We start from the raw sequence: 17,264 nt of genomic DNA on the forward strand, positions 1-17,264 counted from the left end.
GCCGGAGGCCACCGACGGACCCCTCGCGGCCGGGACGGGGACGCGGGCCGCCGGGCGCACCGGGGTCATGGTGTTCCGGCGGTCCCGTCGGGGAGGTAGGCGGCGAGGACGTCGGCCTCGGCGCGCAGCCGCTCGGCGGCGTCGTGCCTGCCGTGGTCGGTGTAGCGCCCGGCCTCGGTGCGGCGTTCGGAGACCTGGGCGTGCAGCAGGCCGTGGAGCTCCCGGGCTGTGAGGGTGCGGCGGGGCGCCTCGGTGGAGCCGACGCCCGGGCTCGCCCCGGCGACGTGCTCGCCGCTGGGGGCGCCGGTGCCCGCCGGGGCGGTGACGGCCTCGGCGTTGTCGATGGCGGCCAGGGCGGTGCGCAGCGCGGAGACGGCCTCGCGGCGGCGGGCCTTCATCGCCGTGGCCAGGTCGGCGCGCAGCAGCGCGCGCAACTCCCGGGCCGACCGGTACCCGTGGGTCGTGTCCACGTCGTCCGTCCTTTCCCCGCGGATGCCCTGATGCGCCGAAAGTATCTCTTCGTTCCCTGAGATGCAACTGGATAGGGAATGATGAGGATTTTCGGGGGGTGTTCCCGGGTCCGCTGTACCCTGACCCTGTGCACGGCCTCCTCCGCTCCCTGTGGGACGAACCCCGGCCCGCCCACCTCCCGCGGCCGGCCAGGCGGGACTGGGCGCTCGCGGGCGTGCTCGCGGCCGTCGCGGTGGCCGAGGGCGCGCTCCGCCCCGACCTGCCCTGGCGGATCCCGATGGTGCTCCTGACCGTCGGCCTGATCGCCCTGCTGCCGCTGCGCCGCACCCGCCCGCTCGCGGTGGTCGCGGCCACCTTCGGCCTCTCCGGGCTGGTCACCGCCGTCCTGGGCGACCAGAGCGCCCCGCTGTACACGACGGTCTGCTTCCTGCTGCTGCCCTACACGCTCTTCCGGTGGGGGGCGGGGCGCGAGATCGTGCTCGGTTCGGCCGTCATGCTCGCCAACGCCGTGGTCCCCGTCCTGTTCGGGGTCCCCACCGACACCCTGGGCGGGGCCGCCGTGCTGTTCGCCGCCGGAGCCCTGGGCACCGCCCTGCGGTACCGGGCCGGGGCCAGGGAGCGCGAGTTCGAGCGGGCCCGGCTGCTCGAACGCGAACGCATCGCCCGCGACCTGCACGACACCGTCGCCCACCACGTCTCGGCGATGGCGATCCGCGCCCAGGCCGGGCTGGCGGTGGCGCGCACCAGCCCCGGGGCCGCGGTGGACGCGCTGGAGGTCATCGAGGCCGAGGCCGGCCGGGCCCTGAACGAGATGCGCGCCCTGGTGCGCGTTCTGCGCCGGGACGACACCGCCCCCGCGGCCCTGGTGCCCCACCCGCGGGTGGGCGACCTGCGCGCGCTCGCCGCGGCCCCGGGCACGGGCGGCCCCGCGGTGGAGGTGGAGGTCGACGACGGCCTCGACGACCTGCCGCCGCAGGTGGCGGCCGCCGTCCACCGCCTGGCGCTGGAGGCGGTCACCAACGCGCGAAAGCACGCCCGCCACGCCACCCGCGTCCACGTTCGCGTCACCGCCGACGACACGTCGGTCCACCTGCGGGTCAGCGACGACGGCGACCACTCCGCCCCCACCGCTCCCGGGCGATCGACCGGCTACGGGCTCATCGGCATGGCCGAGCGGGCCGACCTGCTCGGCGGCACCTGCCGGGCCGAACCCGACCTCGGGCGGGGCTGGACCGTGACCGCCGAACTGCCCCGGTCCGGGGCGGCCGCATGAGCGGCGACGGGCCCGGGAGCGTTCGGGTGGTCGTCGCCGACGACCAGGAGATCGTCCGCACCGGCCTGACGATGATCCTCGACGCCCAACCGGGCATCGAGGTCGTCGGACGGGCCGCCGACGGCCGGGAGGCCGTCGCGCTGGCGCGCCGTCTGCGCCCCGACGTGTGCCTGTTCGACATCCGGATGCCCGGCACCGACGGCATCGAGGCGACGCGCCTGCTGGCCGGGCCGGAGGTGGCCGACCCCCTCGCGGTCGTCGTCATCACCGTGTTCGACCTCGACGAGTACGTGTACGCCGCCCTCAGGGCCGGGGCCCGCGGGTTCCTGCTCAAGGACGCCGGGGCCGACCTGCTCACCAGGGCGGTGCGGGCCGCCGCCGCGGGCGACGCGCTCATCGCCCCCGACGTCACCCGGCGGCTGCTCGACGCGTTCGCCGGGCGCCGCCCCGCCGGGCCTCCCGCGCAGCCCGCCGAGCCGCTCACCGACCGGGAGGAGCAGATCCTGGAGGCCGTGGCCCGGGGGCGGACCAACGGCGAGATCGCCCGCGAGACCTACATCGCGCTCAGCACGGTCAAGACCCACATCGCCAGCCTCATGGCCAAGATCGGCGCCCGCAACCGGGTGGAGATCGCCATGTGGGCCTACGAGACCGGGCGGGCCGGGAACACCCCGCGCTGACCGAAAGGACGAGCCGGCCCTCCGCCTTTCGGGGGAGGCGGTCGCGGCCCCGGGGCCGATGCCCCGGAGCCGGTGCGGCGGCCAGGATCGGGTCACGGCGGCGGACACCCCGCCGCGGCAGTGAAAGGACCCGTCGTGACCCCCGCCGCCCGACACCGGTGGCCGGTGCCCGCCCTGCTGATCCTGCTCAGCGCCATCCCCGTGATCGCGGGCGGGGCGCGCTTGGGCGATCTGGGCGGCGGAGGTCCGGTCACCCCGGAGAACGCCCGGTTCTTCGCCGACCCGGTGCCCGTGGTGCTGCACATCGTCGCCGCGGTGCCCTACTGCCTGCTGGGCGCCCTGCAGTTCGCGCCCGGGCTGCGCCGCCGCCGCTGGCACCGGCTCTCGGGGCGGCTGCTGGTCCCGCTGGGGCTGGTCGCGGCCCTGACCGGGCTGTGGATGGCCCTGGCCTACCCCCTGAACGAGGGGGAGAACGTGTCGCTGACCCTGGTGCGGCTGGTGTTCGGGGGTGTGATGGCGGCGGCGATCCTGCTGGGGTTCGCGGCGGTCCGGCGCCGCGACTTCGCCCGGCACCGGGCGTGGATGATCCGCGGGTACGCGATCGGGATCGGGGCGGGCACCCAGGTGTTCGCCCACCTGCCCTGGGTGCTGTTCCTGGGGCCGCCGGAGGAGACGGCCCGGTCGGCGCTGATGGCGGCGGGGTGGCTGATCAACCTCGCCGTCGCCGAGTGGGCCATCCGCCGCGACCCGGCGGGCACGGGGGTACGCGCCGTGGGCGCGGGCTCGCGCTGACCTGTGGGGGTGGCCCTTCGGGGGCCCGGGGAGCACCCCGAAGGACCGGCGGGGGCGCCCGGCCGGGTCGTGGACCCCGCGGGGGAAGGGGCGGCCGGGACACCTCGCGGAGGTGGGGCCGGGGCGGTCCCGGGGCGGTTCGCTACGGGGGCGCTACGGGGGGATCGCGCGGCCGATGTCGGTGCGCAGGCAGTGGCCGACGGAGTCGGGCTCCCCGAAGAACACCCGGTGCAGGGGGGAGAGTCCGAGCAGGCCCAGCAGCACGGCGGCGGTGGCCGCGGACGTGCAGACGAGCGAGAGGAGCCGGTTCCGGTCGACCGGAGACGACAGGAGGTTCCGAAGGGTGCGGGCCCGTCCCGGGACGGGCGGTTTTTCGTGCGAGGTGTGGTGGGGCCACCCGGCGGGGAGGTCGGCGGAGGGGTTTCTGGGATCGGTCGCCGGATCGGGGAGGACCGACGAATCCGTATCTGGAAGTGTGCGCATGGAGTCCTTCGCAGTGGGTTTTCAGCGTTGAATGTACAGTCGGAGGATTCGATTCGTGGGGGCGTTCATGCATCTTCCGGAAGTGGAAACCAAGGTCCCGAACCGGAGCCCGGGGGATCTCCCCGGCCCTTGCCCCGATATGCCGCCGAACCGGGGATGAAGTGGCCGTATGCGGCGCCTCGGTATGCCGCGTAAGCCTCATCTGCTAACCAAAGGTGCATATCAACGCGGCGCCCCGGGGGGTTTCGCCGACCTCTCCGATCGCTCGCCACCACGCGTCGGATCCCCCTGTGGAAAACCCTTTTTCGCCGCCGATCGGAGGAACAATGGACGCAAACCCACCGGGTGCCCCCACCCCCGACCGACCGGAGAGACGATGTCGGACAACACGTGCACGGGCCGCCCCCACGGCCCCCACCGCCCCCACCGCCGCCGGGCCGCCACCGGCCTGTCGGCGCCCGCCGCCGTCGACCTGCCGCGCGGATCCCCGGACCCGCTGCTGCACCTGGAGTTCGCCCCGGGGGCGACCACCGCGGAGGTCGAACGCGCGATCCGATACTGGACGCCGGGGTCCGCGGGGGGATGGGCCGAACCCGCCGCCGCCCTGGGCGCACCGACCAGGGTCGCCGCGGACCTGCTGAGCGTGTGCAGGGTCCACCTGGTGCGCCACCGGTGCGGCACCTGCTCCGCCCCCACCCGGGTGGCGAGCCGCAGCGACGCCGTGGCCCTGGCCGGCCACGACCTGCTCCGCCGCCCGGGCACGCCCCCGACCTGTCCGGACTGCCGCCGAGCCCCGGGCGACCCCGGAACCGGCGGCCTCGGAGCCGATGACCCCGGGACCGGCGGCCCCGGGCCGCCCGCGAACAGGCCCTGACCCGGTGGCGGGCACCCGGGGCCGCCACCGCGGCCCTCCGCCGCACACGCACGGCCCCGACCCCGGGAACGCCGGAGCGGTCGGCCGTTCCGGCACCCGCACGGATACCGTGGCGGGGCGATGAGAAGGGGGGACGATGGACGTGGTCCGCGCGCCGGTGCGCGCCTGGGCGGAGGAGGTCCTGCGCGGCCCGGGCGACCCGGCCATCCGTGAGGTGACGGTCGAGCGCCGCCCGGAGGACGGCGACGTCGAGGTCATGCTGTGGTTCCCCGACGGCACCGCCGCGGGCCCGGGAGCGCCTGCGCCCCGGGGCCTCAGTCCCCGGTGAGGACCGCGGCCAGGTCGTCGAGGCTCTTCGCGCTCAGGTCGAAGGCGTCCCCCGGGCGTGGCGGGTCCCCGACGGGGCGTTCGACGTAGGCGGTCCTCATGCCCACGGCCTGCGCGCCCCGCAGGTCCCAGGCGTGGGCGGCGACCATGAGCAGGCGCTCGGGCGCCAGGCCGGTGTTGGCGACGGCGAGGCGGTAGACGTCGGGGTGGGGTTTGTACCCGCGCACGTCCTCGGCGGAGAGCACCTGGTGCCAGCGCAGCCCGGCGTGGGCGTTGATGCGGGTGAGCGCCGAATGCCCGGCGTTGGACAGGCCCATCACGGGCAGGCGCGCGGCGATGCGCGCCAGGCCCGACACCGAGTCCGGCCACGGCTCCAGACGCTGGGCGGAGGCCGCCAGGGCCCGGATCGCGTCCGTGTCGCCGACGCCGGCCGCGGCGGCGACGTGCTCGGCGGCCTCCTGGTCGATCGCGGTGCTGTCGGTGTAGGGGCGGCGGCCCGCGAGGATGTCCTGCTGGCGCTCGTCCACGTGGCGCTGCCACAGGTGGAGGAGGTCGCCGGTGTGCGACCGGGCCGGGTCGGCGGGCAGCGCGCGGATGCCGCGTTCGATCCCGCCGGGTTCGTCGACCATGGTGCCGAGGATGTCGAAGACGACCACGTCCACGTCGGGTAGCGGGGTCACAGGTGTCCTCCTGGATATCGGTTGGTGGGGTGGTCAGGGAAGGGCGGTGACCGCGACGGGCAGCGGGTCGGAGCCGACGAGGTCGGCCAGGGTCACGGCCTCGGCGCGGTCGAAGTCGCCGCTGATGACCGTGGCGCCGGCGTCGAGGCCGATCCCGCAGGCCACGTCCGGGGCGACCTCGGGGGCGGAGACGATCTCCCCGTCCACCACGATCGCCAAACGGCGGCCGGGGTCCCCGGCCGGCGGACAGGCGGCCTCGCCGGTCGCCCGGGCCCAGGCCGCGGTGCCCTCGGGGGTGAACTCCAGGAGCACCTGCCACCCGCCGGAGGCGGTGTCGATCTCGGCCGTGGCGGCGGCGATCTGCGCGTTGTCCAACTGCGGGGTCCCGAGCTCCAGCAGCGTGTCGGACGTGGCGTCGGGCAGGACCGTCGCGCCGTCGGCGGGCTCCCCCGTGCCGTCGGCGATGCCGGTCACGGGGTGGATCGTCATCGCGCCGGTGCGCTCCATCAGGGCGATCGCGGCCCGCACGTCCGTGTCCGGTGGCAGTTCGACGGTGAGGGCGGCGCCGTCCCCGGGGGTGATCACCGGTTCGGCGTCCTCCGCGGCCACGATGCGCCGGTGCAGGATCTCCGCGACCCGGTCGATGTCCCGGGCGGAGACGTCCCCGCCGTCCCCGAGCCGGAGTTCGACGGTCTCACCGCCCCCGGGCCGCTCCCACAGCAGCAGCCAGGCGCCCACCCCGGCCACGGCGAGCAGGAGGGCGACCGCGACGCCCGCGGCGATGAGCGGCCAGGGCCGGCCGCGCCTCGGGGCCGGTGCGGAGGCGGGGTCGGGCGCTTGGGGGGACTGGGGGTCCACGGGGGTCCTCTCCGCGTCGGGTGCATGGGGTGTCCGGGGGCATGGGGTGCCCACCCTTCCAGAACCGCCGGGCGCACGACAGGTGTTTCCGGCCCGGCGGTCCCGCCCCCGCCACCGCCGCCGGGTCAGCCGAACGGTGTGGCCGGGGACCACACGCCGAACCACTGCTCGGCGCCGTACTCCTCGAACCGCTCCACCTCGGTGAACCCCAGCTTCGCCGCCAGGCGCATCGCGCGTTCGTTGGCGGTCTGCGTGCACAGCACCACCGGCTCGCCGGGAAGCGCCCCGGAGAACCAGTCGAGCACCGCCCCGCACGCCTCGGCGGCGTACCCCCGCCCCCAGGCCCGGGGCAGGAACAGGTAGCCGAGCTCGGCCTCACCGCCCTCGGGCAGGACGCGGCCCGGCCGCTCCGCGTCGCGCCGGTCGAGCGTCGTGATGCCGACCATCGCCCCGTCGAGTTCGACCACGAAGAGGCCGGGGCGCCGCCCGGGGACCTCGGGCATCGTGCGTTCGAGGTCCTCGCGCGGCTGCGGGCCGCCGATGTAGGTGCCCACCTCCGCCGAGGAGAACAGCTCGATGAACGCCGCACGGTCGCGGGCCTCGGAGGCGCGCAGCACGAGCCGTTCGGTCGTGATCGGGGAGGGTGGCCGGACATCGGGCCTGAATTTCGACATGGCGGGCAAAATACCACGCTTCGGTACACGGACCCCGAAGAGTCCCCGTTCCGGAAAAGAAAAAGGGCGGGGTTCTGGGAACCTCCTGCCACTCTCAATCTATAGCGCACCCCGGGGCTTGCGGCAAGACCCGGGGCGGGGCGCACAATCGTCGGTGGTGAACGGGGGATACATGATCGACGTGATCATCGCCGGCGGGGGACCGACCGGAATGATGCTGGCCGCCGAACTGCGGCTGCACGGGGTGCGGGTGGTCGTGCTGGAGAGGGACGCCGAACGGCCGCCCTTCGTCCGCGCGCTGGGGCTGCACGTGCGCAGCATCGAGGTGATGGACCAGCGCGGCCTGCTGGGCCGCTTTCTCGAACTCGGCCACAAGCACCCGCTGGGCGGGTTCTTCGCCGGCATCCACAAGCCCGCCCCGACCGGGCTCGACACCGCGCACGGCTACGTGCTCGGCATCCCGCAGACCACCATCGACCGCCTGCTGGAGGAGCACGCCGCCGAGGCTGGCGCCGACATCCGGCGCGGCGTCGAACTGGTCGGCCTGGAGCAGGACGGGGAGGGGGTGACCGCCGAGCTGGCCGACGGGTCCCGGTTGCGCGCCCGCCACCTCGTCGGCTGCGACGGCGGCCGCAGCACCGTGCGCGCGCTGCTGGGGGTGGGGTTCCCCGGCGAGCCGAGCCGCACGGAGACGCTGCTGGGCGAGATGGAGGTGACCGCGCCCGCCGAGGAGGTGGTCGCGGTGATGACCGAGGTCCGCAGGACCCAGTTGCGGTTCGGCGTGGGCCCCATCGGCGACGGGGTCCACCGGGTGGTCGTGCCCGCCGAGGGGGTATCGAGTGACCGGGCGGCCAGGCCGACCCTGGAGGACTTCCGGCGGCAGCTGCGCGCGTACGCGGGGACCGACTTCGGGGTGCACTCCCCGCGCTGGATGTCCCGCTTCGGCGACTCTACCCGGTTGGCGGACCGCTACCGGGTCGGCCGGGTGCTGCTGGCGGGGGACGCGGCCCACGTCCACCCGCCGGTGGGCGGGCAGGGGCTCAACCTGGGCATCCAGGACGCGTTCAACCTGGGGTGGAAGCTGGCCGCCGAGGTGGGCGGCCGGGCACCGGAGGGCCTGCTGGACACCTACGAGGCGGAACGGCGCCCGGTGGCGGCCGAGGTGCTGGACAACACCCGCGCGCAGATGGAGCTGATGAACCCCGAACCGGGGCCGCAGGCGGCGCGCCGCCTGGTGGCGGAGCTGATGGATTTCGAGGAGGTGAACCGGCGGCTGACCGAGAAGATCATCGCGACGGGGATCCGCTACGACGTCCACGACGCCGCCGGGGAGGGCCACCCGCTGCTCGGCAGGCGGCTGCGGGACGTGGAGCTGAAGCAGGAGGGCCGACTGTACGGGCTGACGCACGGCGGCCGCGGCCTGCTGCTGGACCGCACGGGACGGCTGTCGGTGGACGGGTGGCAGGACCGGGTCGACCTCGTCGTCGACGACAGCGAGGAGCTGGAGGAGATGGGCGTCCCCGCGGTGCTGCTGCGCCCGGACGGCCACGCGGTGTGGGTGGGGGAGGGGTCGCAGGGGTTGCCCGACGCCCTGTCGAGGTGGTTCGGCGCCGCCGCCTGAGCGGCCGGGCCGCCCCGCGCCCCGCCCCACGAGCGGAGTGCGGGGCGGGGGAGGAGCCACATCTCGCGCGCGGCCTCCTCGCCCAGGTCGGTGGGGTAGGTGAAGGTGTCGCCGGCGGCGACGATCCGGTGGAGGAAGGGCCAGACGGCGTCCCAATCGTCGGGGAGCGCGGCGCGGATCTGCATGGCGGACAGTGCGGTGTCCGGGTTCGTGCCCCCGTAACCGGTTTCGTTGACGTCGATATGAGATCTACGTCGTAAAAGTGGCGGTTCGGGGGCAAAAAACCGAAATTCAAAAAACGGAAAAGAAAAAGGGGTGCGGCTACGCCGCACACCCCCTTCCACCGTCCCGGTCCTATGCCCCCAACGCCCGCAGCAGGTAGGGGAGCAGCCGGTCCGCGATCTCCTGCCCCGGGCGGGCGCCCGGCTCGTGCGGGACCAGGAACGTGTGCGTCACCATCGGCCCGATCACCAGCTCGCCGACCACCACCGGGTCGTCCACCGGCGGGATCTCCCCCCGGTCGGCGGCGCGGGCGACGATGGCCGCCACCCGGTCCTGGAGCGGTGCCACGTACTCGCTCATCAGCACGTCGGCCAGCGCCCTGTTGTGCGCCGCCTCGCCCAGGATGGCGCGCAGCAGCTGCCCCGAGGGCCCGTCCAGGGCGGTGGCCTTGTCGTGCAGCAGAGCGCCCAGGTCCGAGCGGAGGTCGCCGGTGTCGCGGTCGGGGCCCAGGTCCTCGCACCACACCGCCGCGGCCTGGACCACCAGGTGCTCCTTGGAGCGCCAGCGGCGGTACAGGGTGGCGGTGGAGACGCCGGCGCGGCGGGCGACGGCGGCGGTGGTCAGTCCGCCGTAGCCGTGCAGGCGGAGCTCGTCCAGGGTGGCGTCCATCAGCGCGCGGTCCCGGGCGGCGTCCCTGGGCCGTCCCCGGCGGGGCGCCGTCCCGGGCAGATGGTCGGTGGTCATGGGAGCCATCCTACGGTCCCTGGTCAAAACGAAAAGGTTTCGTTTAGTATTCGGCTATGACGAACGACACCCCTGGCACCCCGACCGTACGGCAGGCCACCGTTCAGACCGCGGCGCCCGCTCCCATCGACGGCGACGCCGCTGCGGAGATCGCCGCGCTGGTGCGCGGCCTGCGCTCCGCCTTCGCCTCCGGGCGCACCAAGCCCGTGGGCTGGCGCCGCGCCCAGCTGAAGCAGTTGCGCGCCCTGCTGGTGGAGGAGCGCCCCGCGCTGGAGAAGGCGCTCAAGTCCGACCTGGGCAAGAGCCCGGTGGAGGCGCACACCACCGAGATCGGTTTCGTGATCAACGAGATCGACCACACGCTCAAGCACCTGGCCTCGTGGCTGCGCCCCCGGCGGGTGTCGGTGCCGATGGCGCTGGCCCCGGCCAAGGCCCGCACGGTCCGCGAGCCGCTGGGCACGGTGCTGATCATCAGCCCGTGGAACTATCCGATCAACCTGGCGCTGGCCCCGCTGGTCGGTGCCCTGGCCGCGGGCAACGCGGTGGTGGTCAAGCCGAGCGAGCTGTCCCCGGCGACGTCGGCGCTGCTGGCCGACCTGCTGCCCCGGTACCTGGACTCGGAGGCGGTCGCCGTGGTCGAGGGCGGTGTCCCCGAGAGCACGGCGCTGCTGGAGCAGCACTTCGACCACATCTTCTACACCGGCAACGGCCAGGTGGCCCGGATCGTGATGGCGGCCGCGGTCAAGCACCTGACCCCGGTCACCCTGGAGCTGGGCGGCAAGAGCCCGGCGATCGTGGAGCCGGGTGCGGACCTGGCCGCGACGGCGCGGCGGCTGGCGTGGGGCAAGTTCACCAACGCCGGGCAGACCTGTGTGGCGCCGGACTACGTGCTGGCGATCGGTGGCACCGCCGAGGAGCTCCAGCGGGAGCTGGCGGCGGCGATCACCGAGATGTTCGGGTCGGACCCCGAGGCCAGCGGTGACTACGGGCGCATCGTCAACGAGCGCCACTTCGACCGCCTGGTGGCGCTGCTGGGGAGCGGCACGGTGGTGGCGGGCGGGCGCCATGACCGTGACGGCCTGTACATCGCGCCGACGGTGCTGGGTGACGTCACGGCCGATACGCCGGTGATGGCCGAGGAGATCTTCGGTCCGATCCTGCCGGTGATCGGTGTGGCGGACCTGGACGAGGCGATCGCGTTCGTCAACGAGCGGGACAAGCCGCTGGCGCTGTACGCGTTCACCGAGTCGGAGGAGACCAAGCGCCGGCTGACCACGGAGACCTCCTCCGGTGGGCTGGGCTTCGGTCTGCCGATCGCGCACCTGGCGGTGCCGGACCTGCCGTTCGGCGGGGTGGGTGAGAGCGGGATGGGCGCCTACCACTCGACGGCGTCGATCGACACGTTCTCGCACACCAAGTCGGTGCTGGACAAGTCGCTGGTGCTGGACACCATGCGGGTGGCCTACGCGCCGATCACGGATCTCAAGGAGAAGATCCTGCATCGGATGCTGTAGGCCGCGGGTCCCGCCCCCGGTCCCGGGTCCTAGCGGGCGTCGGTGATGGCGACGCCGGGCTCCAGGTCGTCCCCGGTCAGTTCGGAGACGGTCACGAAGGTGTAGCCGTCCTCGGCGAGGCCGTCGAGGATGTCGGGGACGGCGTCGACGGTGCTCTCGTGGATGTCGTGGAAGAGGACGACGCTGCCGCGGTCGGTCTCCTGGAGGGTGACGTCGGTGACGGCGCCGGTGTCGCGGCTCTGCCAGTCGAGGGTGTCCACGTCCCACAGGACGATGGGCTTGTCGATGGCCTCGCGTGCGGTGTCGTCGAGGGAGCCGTAGGGCGGGCGCATGGTGGTGGGCTTCTCACCGGTGATGTCCTCGATGGCCTTGTCGGTGCGTTCGAGGTCGTCCTTGATCTCGGAGCCCGACAGGGTGGCGAGGTCGTCGTGCTTCCAGGAGTGGTTGCCGATCTCGTGGCCGTCGTCGGCCATGCGCTCGACGGTGTCGGGGAAGTTCCCGACGTTGGAGCCGAGCAGGTAGAAGGTGGCCTTGGCGTCGTGGTCGGCGAGGGCGTCCAGGACCGTGTCGGTGTACTGTCCGGGGCCGTCGTCGAAGGTCAGGGCGACGCACTTCTCCTTGGCGCAGTCGGGGGCCGCGACGCTCTTGCCCTGGGCGGTCAGGGTGGTGTCCGCGGCGGCGGGTGCGGTGGGGATCAGGAGGGTGGCGAGGGCGAGGCCGCCGGTGGCGGCGAGGGCGAGCTTGGGTTTCGGAAAGGTAACGTTCACGCAGGTGAATGTATGCGAGCCCGTGACCTGGGCAAAGGGATACGCCCACGAAGTGACGAACCGCTCTTTAAGCCCGTTCGGGAATGAAAAACGTGAACCCCCGCGGCTGCGGGGGTTCACGTGTCGCACGCGTCGAGGGCCTCAGCCCACGCGGGCGTCGGTGAACACGTCGCCCGGGGCCAGTGCCTCCAGGCCGAACAGGTCGGTGACGGTCACGAAGTGGTACCCCTGCCGGTGCAGCCCCTCCAGCACCTTGGGCACGGCGTCCACGGTGCTCGGGTGGATGTCGTGGAACAGGACCACGCTGCCCGCCTCGGTGTGGGTCAGCGCGTGTTCGGCGACCTTGGCGGTGTCGCGGCTCTGCCAGTCCATGGTGTCCACGTCCCACAGGATCAGCGGCTGGTCCACGGCCTTGCGGACGGTCCCGTTGAGCGATCCGTAGGGCGGGCGGATGGTGAGCGGGTCCGATCCGGTGATCGCCCGCACGGCCTCGTTGGTGCGGGTGATGTCGTCGGCGACCCCGGCCTCGGACTTGCCGGCCAGGTCGTCGTGCTTCCAGGAGTGGTTGCCCATCTCGTGGCCCTCGGCGTGGGTGCGCTCCACGATCCCGGGGAACTCGTCGACCAGTGAGCCCAGGACGTAGAACGTGGCGCGGGCGTCGTATTCGGCGAGCATGTCCAGCAGGCGTTCGGTGTCCTGGCCGGGGCCGTCGTCGAAGGTCAGGGCCACGCACTTGAGCCGGGAGCAGTCCAGGCTGTCGCCCTCGGCGGACAGTTCGCCGTCGAGCGGGAAGTCGGGTTCGCCCGACAGGGCGGCCTCGCGGGCCTGGTAGCCCAGTTCCGAGAGCAGGTCCTCGGCGTCCTCGGGCTGGACCGGCAGCAGGACCTCGCTGACGCGGCCGGCGGCGGGCACCTCGCCCGGTTCCATGCGCACGGCCAGGCCGCCGGCGGTGCTGAAGGCGAGGTCGGCCAGGGGCGAGCCCTCCCACAGTTCGGCGGCGCGCAGTGCCTGCTCGGGGTCGGTGAGGTCCAGTGGTCCGGTGTCCTCGGCGGTGTCCCGGGCGGAGGCGGTGGGCGGGGGCGGGCTGCCCGCGCCGGCCTCGCCGGGTTCGGATCCGGGTGCCTCCTGCTGGCGGGCGGCGCGCAGTGCCACTTCGCCGACCAGGCCGGGCAGTTGTTCGGTGGGCATGTCGTAGCCGTCTTCGAGGACGTCGGCGACGGCCAGGTGGGCGCGTTCGATGGCCGCCTCGTCGCGGAAGAGCGAGGTCCAGGGCAGCACGGTGTCGTCGCGGGTGTCGTACCACAGGGTGCGGGCGTGGAAGGTCTCGTTGACGCCGGCCCGGACGGTCTCGGTGATGCGGACGCCGACCACGTGTGGTGAGGCGGCCAGGACGGTGGCGTCCTGGAGCAGTTCGGGTGTGCCGTTCGCGGGCAGGTCTTCGAGGAACGCGGTCTGGCGCTCGGCCATGGAGGTGTGGATCTCCGTGGTGAGCGGGTGGTCCGGGCCCAGGATCGGGTAGCGGTAGGTGACCGTGCCGGTGTCGGTGGCGACCGAGCGGGTTCCGACCTGGACCGCGGGCCATGCGTCGAGTGGTATGCGCACCGCTTCGGCGAAGGGCAGGGCCTGTTCCGCGGCGTGGCAGCCGGGTACCAGGAGTAGCCCCAGGGCGGCGGTGACGGCGAGTTTTCGGCTAATCGAAGTGGCAGGCACGAGGGGACCATATCGAAGGGGGCGCCGAAACAATAATCGGAGCGCGCCCGATTGAATACTCTCTGTCATGTTTTTGGAAGAGTGTGAACAAGGCGGTGCGGGCGAACCCGATACCGCTGTCGGACGTCCCACCCCTTAACGTGGTGTCCGCTCCGCACACCTGTTTCGAAAGGAACCCATGAGCTACGGTCCAGGCCCCGGCCAGCCGCCCCCGGACGGTACCGGAGGGTACTTCCCCCCGCCCCCGGGCGGCACCGGCGGCTATCCCCCTCCGGGTGGCGGCTACCCCCCGCCCCCCGGTGGACCGGGTGGTTACCCGCCGCCCCCGCCGGGCGGCCCCGGCGGTTTCCCCCCGCCCCCGCCTTCGGGCGGTTACGGGCCCCAGGAGCCGCCCTTCAGCATGGGTGCGGCCATCGGCGCGATCGTCGCCAACGCCCTGGGGCTGTGCTTCTGCTGGGCGCTCGCCATCGTCGGCCTGATCCTGGGCATCATCGGCGCGGCCACGGCCACCAGCAACCCCAAAGCCGCCAAGACGTGCACGATCATCTCCTGGGTGCTGTTCGGCGTGGGGATCCTGGTCGGGGTCGTCTACCTGGTCTTCTACGGGGCCTGGTACCTGACGGCGCTGGACACGTACTGACCGGGGCCGGCACGGCCCGTTGACACGGCGGGGGCGGGGGATCGCGGATCCCCCGCCCTCGCCGCCTTTCTCCCGGGCGGTTCTTCCCGGGCGGTTCCCGCCGGGCCGCTCAGGCCAGGGTCGCGGCCACCGCGGCGACGATCTCGCGCACCCGGGCCAGGACCGGGGCGTGCCCGTCGATGGTGTCGGTGCGGGGCAGGTGCACGTGTCCGGCGGGGATCGCCGATCCGGCCCGGTCGCGCAGCAGGGTGTTGCGGTAGGCGATCTCGTTGGACAGGTAGTCGCCGCCGCCTCCGCGCCGGGCCGTGGAGCCGGGGGTGGGGCCGTCGGGGCGCACGATGGGGTCGCCGCCGCCCGCCGGGATCTCGGTGACCTCGGTGTTGACCACGACCGGTCCGTCGACCCGGGCGGCGATCTCCTGTACGGGCAGGGTGGAGCGGGTCCATTCGGGTGCGCCGGCGGGCAGGGCGCGGCCGGTGCGGGCGATGCCGAGGTTGTCGGTGCCGCCGCCGCGCCACACCCCGTTCCAGACCTCCAGGTCGTACCGGTCGGGGCGGCCGCGGCTGAGGGTGATGACCGCGTCGGCCTCCCCGTGGACGCGTTCCAGGGCCTGTTCGACCAGTCCGGCGTCGAAGTCGGCCCAGCGGACCGGGAAGAGCGCGGTGCGCACCACGGCGGTGCGTCCGCCCACGGGGAAGGTCCATCCGTTGAGGTCCAGGGCGGCGGCGCCGGAGGGGTTGGCGCAGGCGGGGTCCTGGTCCAGGCGGAAGGGGTCGAACCCGGTGACGACGATGCGCAGCAGGCGCTCGCCGGGTGGGAAGAGGAGTTCGGTGATGCCGCGCGAGGCGGTCTCCAGCAGGTGCAGGAGTGCGGTGCGGTCCTCGTCGGGCAGGTCGAAGGCGGGTTTCCAGGTGCGCAGGTGGGCGGCGAGTCGGAGCCGGGCCCAGTACAGGGGGCGGTCGTCGACCGTTCCGACGTCGGTGCGCACGGCCTCGGTCCACAGGCGGGATGCGTGGGTGGCGACGGTGCGGCGGGCGGTGGCGGTGTCGGCGGCGTCGTCGAGGTCGGCGGTGAAGAGGGGGACGGCGGCTCCGAACCCGGAGCGTTCGAGGATGCGCCGGGGGGTGTCGAGGGCGGCGCGGTCCTCTTCGGGGGTGGTGTCGTGGTGCACGGGATCGCTGTCTGTGTCGGAGGCGGCCGGTGCGGCCGGGGGGATGGGGATGGGGGCGGATGGGTGCTGGCGAGTCTAACGGCGCGGGGGGACGGTGCGGGGAACGGGGATCGTGCGGTGCGCGAAACCTGGACGGTGGGGCTGGACCGGCGGGCCCGGACTTGGCAGGGTGTTGAGTGTCCTGCCCCCTCTCGACGAAGAGAGTCGCACATGCACACTTCCGGTCTCCCCGACACCGAGCACTTGGCCGAGCGCGCCCGGGAGGCGCTGGCCCGGTGCGGTGTCGATCGGCTGCGCGAGCCGGTCGGCGCGGCCGGGGTCGCGCGGACCCCTGTCACCGGCGGGATCCTGTTCCCGGTGGAGTTCGACACGGTCGGCTCGGCCGAGCGTGCGGTGTCGGCGGTGCACGCCGCCTTCCCCGCCTGGCGGGACACGCCGGCGCCGGTGCGCGGGGCGCTGGTGCGCCGTCTGGGCGAGCTGTTGCGCGAGCACAAGGGTGATCTGGCCGAGCTGGTGACGGTCGAGGCGGGCAAGATCCGTTCCGAGGCGCTGGGCGAGGTCCAGGAGATGATCGACGTCTGTGAGTTCGCGGTGGGGCTGTCGCGCCAGCTGTACGGGCGGACGATGCCGTCGGAGCGGCCCGGGCACCGGCTGATGGAGACCTGGCACCCGCTGGGTGTGGTGGGGGTGATCACGGCGTTCAACTTCCCGGTGGCGGTGTGGTCGTGGAACACGTGTATCGCGCTGGTGTGCGGTGACACGGTGGTGTGGAAGCCCTCGGAGCTGACGCCGCTGACGGCGCTGGCCTGCCACGCGCTGCTGATGCGGGCGGCGCGGGAGACGGGTGCCCCGGCCGATGTGCACCGGGTGGTGCTGGGGGGCCGGGAGGTGGGCGAGGCGCTGGTGGACGACGCGCGGGTGGCGTTGGTGTCGGCGACCGGGTCCACGGCGATGGGCAGGGTCGTGGCGCCGCGGGTGGCGGCGCGGATGGGCCGGTACCTGCTGGAGCTGGGCGGCAACAACGCGGCGGTGGTGGCGCCCTCGGCCGACCTGGACCTGGTGGTGCGCGGCAGTGTGTTCGCGGCGGCGGGGACGGCGGGGCAGCGGTGCACGAGCCTGCGCCGGCTGATCGTGCACGAGGACGTGGTGGAGGAGGTCGTGGAGAGGATCGCGGCCGCCTACCGGCAGCTGGAGGAGCGGATCGGGGACCCGTTCGGCGAGGAGACGCTGGTGGGCCCGCTGATCGGTGAGCGCGGGTACACGGCGATGCGCGATGCGCTGGACCGGGCCGAGGCCGACGGCGGCCGGGTGCTGGTGGGCGGGGCGCGGCGGTTGGAGCAGGACGCCAAGGACGCCTACTACGTGGAGCCCGCGGTGGTGCGGATGCCGGGGCAGACCGAGGTGGTGCGCCAGGAGACGTTCGCGCCGATCCTGTACGTGCTGACGTACCGGACCCTGGAGGAGGCGGTGGAGCTGCACAACGGGGTTCCGCAGGGGCTGTCGTCGGCGATCTTCACGCGTGACCAGGCCGAGGCGGAGCGGTTCCTGTCCTCGGCGGGGTCGGACTGCGGGATCGTCAACGTGAACATCGGTACGTCGGGTGCGGAGATCGGTGGGGCGTTCGGCGGGGAGAAGGACACCGGCGGGGGGCGTGAGTCGGGTTCGGACTCGTGGAAGGCGTACATGCGCCGGGCGACGAACACGGTGAACTTCGGTGGTGAGCTGCCGTTGGCGCAGGGGGTCCGCTTCCTGTGAGGCGGGGC

At 73.7% G+C, this 17,264-nt stretch carries 18 protein-coding genes; 9 read left to right on the forward strand and 9 right to left on the reverse strand.

The window, feature by feature from the left end; translation table 11 throughout:
- Positions 1-65: 65 nt before the first annotated feature.
- Positions 66-470: a GatB/YqeY domain-containing protein gene (locus ACJOT3_RS21055; RefSeq protein WP_406974764.1), complete on the reverse strand. Its 405-nt coding sequence runs from the start codon at positions 468-470 to the stop codon at positions 66-68.
- A 128-nt stretch (positions 471-598) separates the two neighbouring features.
- Between ACJOT3_RS21055 and ACJOT3_RS21060 the strand changes: the two genes are divergently transcribed.
- From ACJOT3_RS21060 to ACJOT3_RS21070, 3 genes are all read left to right on the forward strand, one after another.
- Positions 599-1,744 (forward strand): sensor histidine kinase, encoded by a 1,146-nt coding sequence (locus ACJOT3_RS21060; protein WP_406974766.1) that lies wholly within the window; start codon positions 599-601, stop codon positions 1,742-1,744.
- Positions 1,741-2,424, forward strand: a complete 684-nt coding sequence (locus tag ACJOT3_RS21065) for a response regulator (protein ID WP_406974768.1) — start codon at positions 1,741-1,743, stop codon at positions 2,422-2,424. Before ACJOT3_RS21060 ends, ACJOT3_RS21065 begins: the two co-directional genes overlap by 4 nt.
- Before the next feature lie 135 nt (positions 2,425-2,559).
- Entirely contained in the window at positions 2,560-3,216 is a 657-nt protein-coding gene (locus tag ACJOT3_RS21070; RefSeq protein ID WP_406974770.1) for a DUF2306 domain-containing protein, read from the forward strand.
- A gap of 153 nt (positions 3,217-3,369) precedes the next feature.
- On the opposite strand, the gene ACJOT3_RS21075 is transcribed toward ACJOT3_RS21070, so the two are convergent.
- Positions 3,370-3,699, reverse strand: a complete 330-nt coding sequence (locus ACJOT3_RS21075; protein ID WP_406974772.1) for a hypothetical protein — start codon at positions 3,697-3,699, stop codon at positions 3,370-3,372.
- Between the two features lie 376 nt (positions 3,700-4,075).
- Here ACJOT3_RS21075 and ACJOT3_RS21080 point away from each other — a divergent pair, with 376 nt between their 5' ends.
- Positions 4,076-4,573 carry a hypothetical protein gene (locus ACJOT3_RS21080; protein ID WP_406974774.1) on the forward strand — a complete coding sequence of 166 codons (498 nt, stop codon included), beginning with the start codon at positions 4,076-4,078 and terminating at the stop codon, positions 4,571-4,573.
- Between the two features lie 136 nt (positions 4,574-4,709).
- A complete protein-coding gene (locus ACJOT3_RS21085) occupies positions 4,710-4,901 on the forward strand; it encodes a hypothetical protein (protein WP_406974776.1) in 192 nt (63 codons plus the stop codon).
- Here ACJOT3_RS21085 and ACJOT3_RS21090 read toward each other — a convergent pair.
- From ACJOT3_RS21090 to ACJOT3_RS21100, 3 genes are all read right to left on the reverse strand, one after another.
- Positions 4,888-5,580, reverse strand: coding sequence for a haloacid dehalogenase type II (locus tag ACJOT3_RS21090; protein WP_406974779.1), 693 nt, complete (start codon positions 5,578-5,580; stop codon positions 4,888-4,890). The two genes, ACJOT3_RS21085 and ACJOT3_RS21090, sit on opposite strands and share 14 nt — an antisense overlap.
- Positions 5,581-5,613: 33 nt before the next feature.
- Positions 5,614-6,438 carry a SecDF P1 head subdomain-containing protein gene (locus ACJOT3_RS21095; RefSeq protein WP_406974782.1) on the reverse strand — a complete coding sequence of 275 codons (825 nt, stop codon included), beginning with the start codon at positions 6,436-6,438 and terminating at the stop codon, positions 5,614-5,616.
- A gap of 125 nt (positions 6,439-6,563) precedes the next feature.
- Positions 6,564-7,112 (reverse strand): GNAT family N-acetyltransferase, encoded by a 549-nt coding sequence (locus ACJOT3_RS21100; RefSeq protein WP_406974784.1) that lies wholly within the window; start codon positions 7,110-7,112, stop codon positions 6,564-6,566.
- Between the two features lie 172 nt (positions 7,113-7,284).
- Between ACJOT3_RS21100 and rox the strand changes: the two genes are divergently transcribed.
- Complete coding sequence (gene rox, locus ACJOT3_RS21105; RefSeq protein WP_406974786.1) at positions 7,285-8,733, forward strand: rifampin monooxygenase; 1,449 nt, start codon at positions 7,285-7,287, stop codon at positions 8,731-8,733.
- Positions 8,734-9,087: 354 nt separating this feature from the next.
- Here rox and ACJOT3_RS21110 read toward each other — a convergent pair whose 3' ends face one another.
- On the reverse strand, positions 9,088-9,699 hold the full coding sequence (locus ACJOT3_RS21110; protein WP_406974788.1) for a TetR/AcrR family transcriptional regulator: 612 nt from the start codon (positions 9,697-9,699) through the stop codon (positions 9,088-9,090).
- Positions 9,700-9,755: 56 nt separating this feature from the next.
- Here ACJOT3_RS21110 and ACJOT3_RS21115 point away from each other — a divergent pair, with 56 nt between their 5' ends.
- A complete protein-coding gene (locus ACJOT3_RS21115; RefSeq protein ID WP_406974790.1) occupies positions 9,756-11,213 on the forward strand; it encodes an aldehyde dehydrogenase family protein in 1,458 nt (485 codons plus the stop codon).
- Between the two features lie 29 nt (positions 11,214-11,242).
- Here the strand turns inward: ACJOT3_RS21115 and ACJOT3_RS21120 are convergent, their stop codons facing one another.
- Positions 11,243-11,980, reverse strand: a complete 738-nt coding sequence (locus ACJOT3_RS21120) for a polysaccharide deacetylase family protein (RefSeq protein ID WP_406974792.1) — start codon at positions 11,978-11,980, stop codon at positions 11,243-11,245.
- A gap of 141 nt (positions 11,981-12,121) precedes the next feature.
- Positions 12,122-13,690, reverse strand: a complete 1,569-nt coding sequence (locus tag ACJOT3_RS21125) for a polysaccharide deacetylase family protein (protein ID WP_406974794.1) — start codon at positions 13,688-13,690, stop codon at positions 12,122-12,124.
- Between the two features lie 400 nt (positions 13,691-14,090).
- Between ACJOT3_RS21125 and ACJOT3_RS21130 the strand changes: the two genes are divergently transcribed.
- Positions 14,091-14,330 (forward strand): hypothetical protein, encoded by a 240-nt coding sequence (locus ACJOT3_RS21130; protein ID WP_406974796.1) that lies wholly within the window; start codon positions 14,091-14,093, stop codon positions 14,328-14,330.
- Positions 14,331-14,439: 109 nt separating this feature from the next.
- Here the strand turns inward: ACJOT3_RS21130 and ACJOT3_RS21135 are convergent, their stop codons facing one another.
- On the reverse strand, positions 14,440-15,501 hold the full coding sequence (locus tag ACJOT3_RS21135) for a PA0049 C-terminal domain-containing protein (protein ID WP_406974798.1): 1,062 nt from the start codon (positions 15,499-15,501) through the stop codon (positions 14,440-14,442).
- A gap of 210 nt (positions 15,502-15,711) precedes the next feature.
- Here ACJOT3_RS21135 and amaB point away from each other — a divergent pair, with 210 nt between their 5' ends.
- Entirely contained in the window at positions 15,712-17,256 is a 1,545-nt protein-coding gene (gene amaB, locus ACJOT3_RS21140) for an L-piperidine-6-carboxylate dehydrogenase (RefSeq protein ID WP_406974800.1), read from the forward strand.
- The last annotated feature ends 8 nt before the right edge of the window (positions 17,257-17,264 follow it).

Source organism: Nocardiopsis protaetiae (genome assembly GCF_045446735.1).
Lineage (GTDB): Bacteria > Actinomycetota > Actinomycetes > Streptosporangiales > Streptosporangiaceae > Nocardiopsis > Nocardiopsis protaetiae.

Bases quoted from the DNA above. Each gene is read 5' to 3' on its own strand.
- ACJOT3_RS21065 (WP_406974768.1), top strand. From the start codon at position 1,741: ATGAGCGGCGACGGGCCCGGGAGCGTTCGGGTGGTCGTCGCCGACGAC.
- ACJOT3_RS21075 (WP_406974772.1), bottom strand. From the start codon at position 3,699: ATGCGCACACTTCCAGATACGGATTCGTCGGTCCTCCCCGATCCGGCG.
- ACJOT3_RS21080 (WP_406974774.1), top strand. From the start codon at position 4,076: ATGTCGGACAACACGTGCACGGGCCGCCCCCACGGCCCCCACCGCCCC.
- ACJOT3_RS21085 (WP_406974776.1), top strand. From the start codon at position 4,710: ATGGACGTGGTCCGCGCGCCGGTGCGCGCCTGGGCGGAGGAGGTCCTG.
- ACJOT3_RS21100 (WP_406974784.1), bottom strand. From the start codon at position 7,112: ATGTCGAAATTCAGGCCCGATGTCCGGCCACCCTCCCCGATCACGACC.
- rox (WP_406974786.1), top strand. From the start codon at position 7,285: ATGATCGACGTGATCATCGCCGGCGGGGGACCGACCGGAATGATGCTG.
- ACJOT3_RS21110 (WP_406974788.1), bottom strand. From the start codon at position 9,699: ATGACCACCGACCATCTGCCCGGGACGGCGCCCCGCCGGGGACGGCCC.
- ACJOT3_RS21115 (WP_406974790.1), top strand. From the start codon at position 9,756: ATGACGAACGACACCCCTGGCACCCCGACCGTACGGCAGGCCACCGTT.
- ACJOT3_RS21130 (WP_406974796.1), top strand. From the start codon at position 14,091: ATGGGTGCGGCCATCGGCGCGATCGTCGCCAACGCCCTGGGGCTGTGC.
- amaB (WP_406974800.1), top strand. From the start codon at position 15,712: ATGCACACTTCCGGTCTCCCCGACACCGAGCACTTGGCCGAGCGCGCC.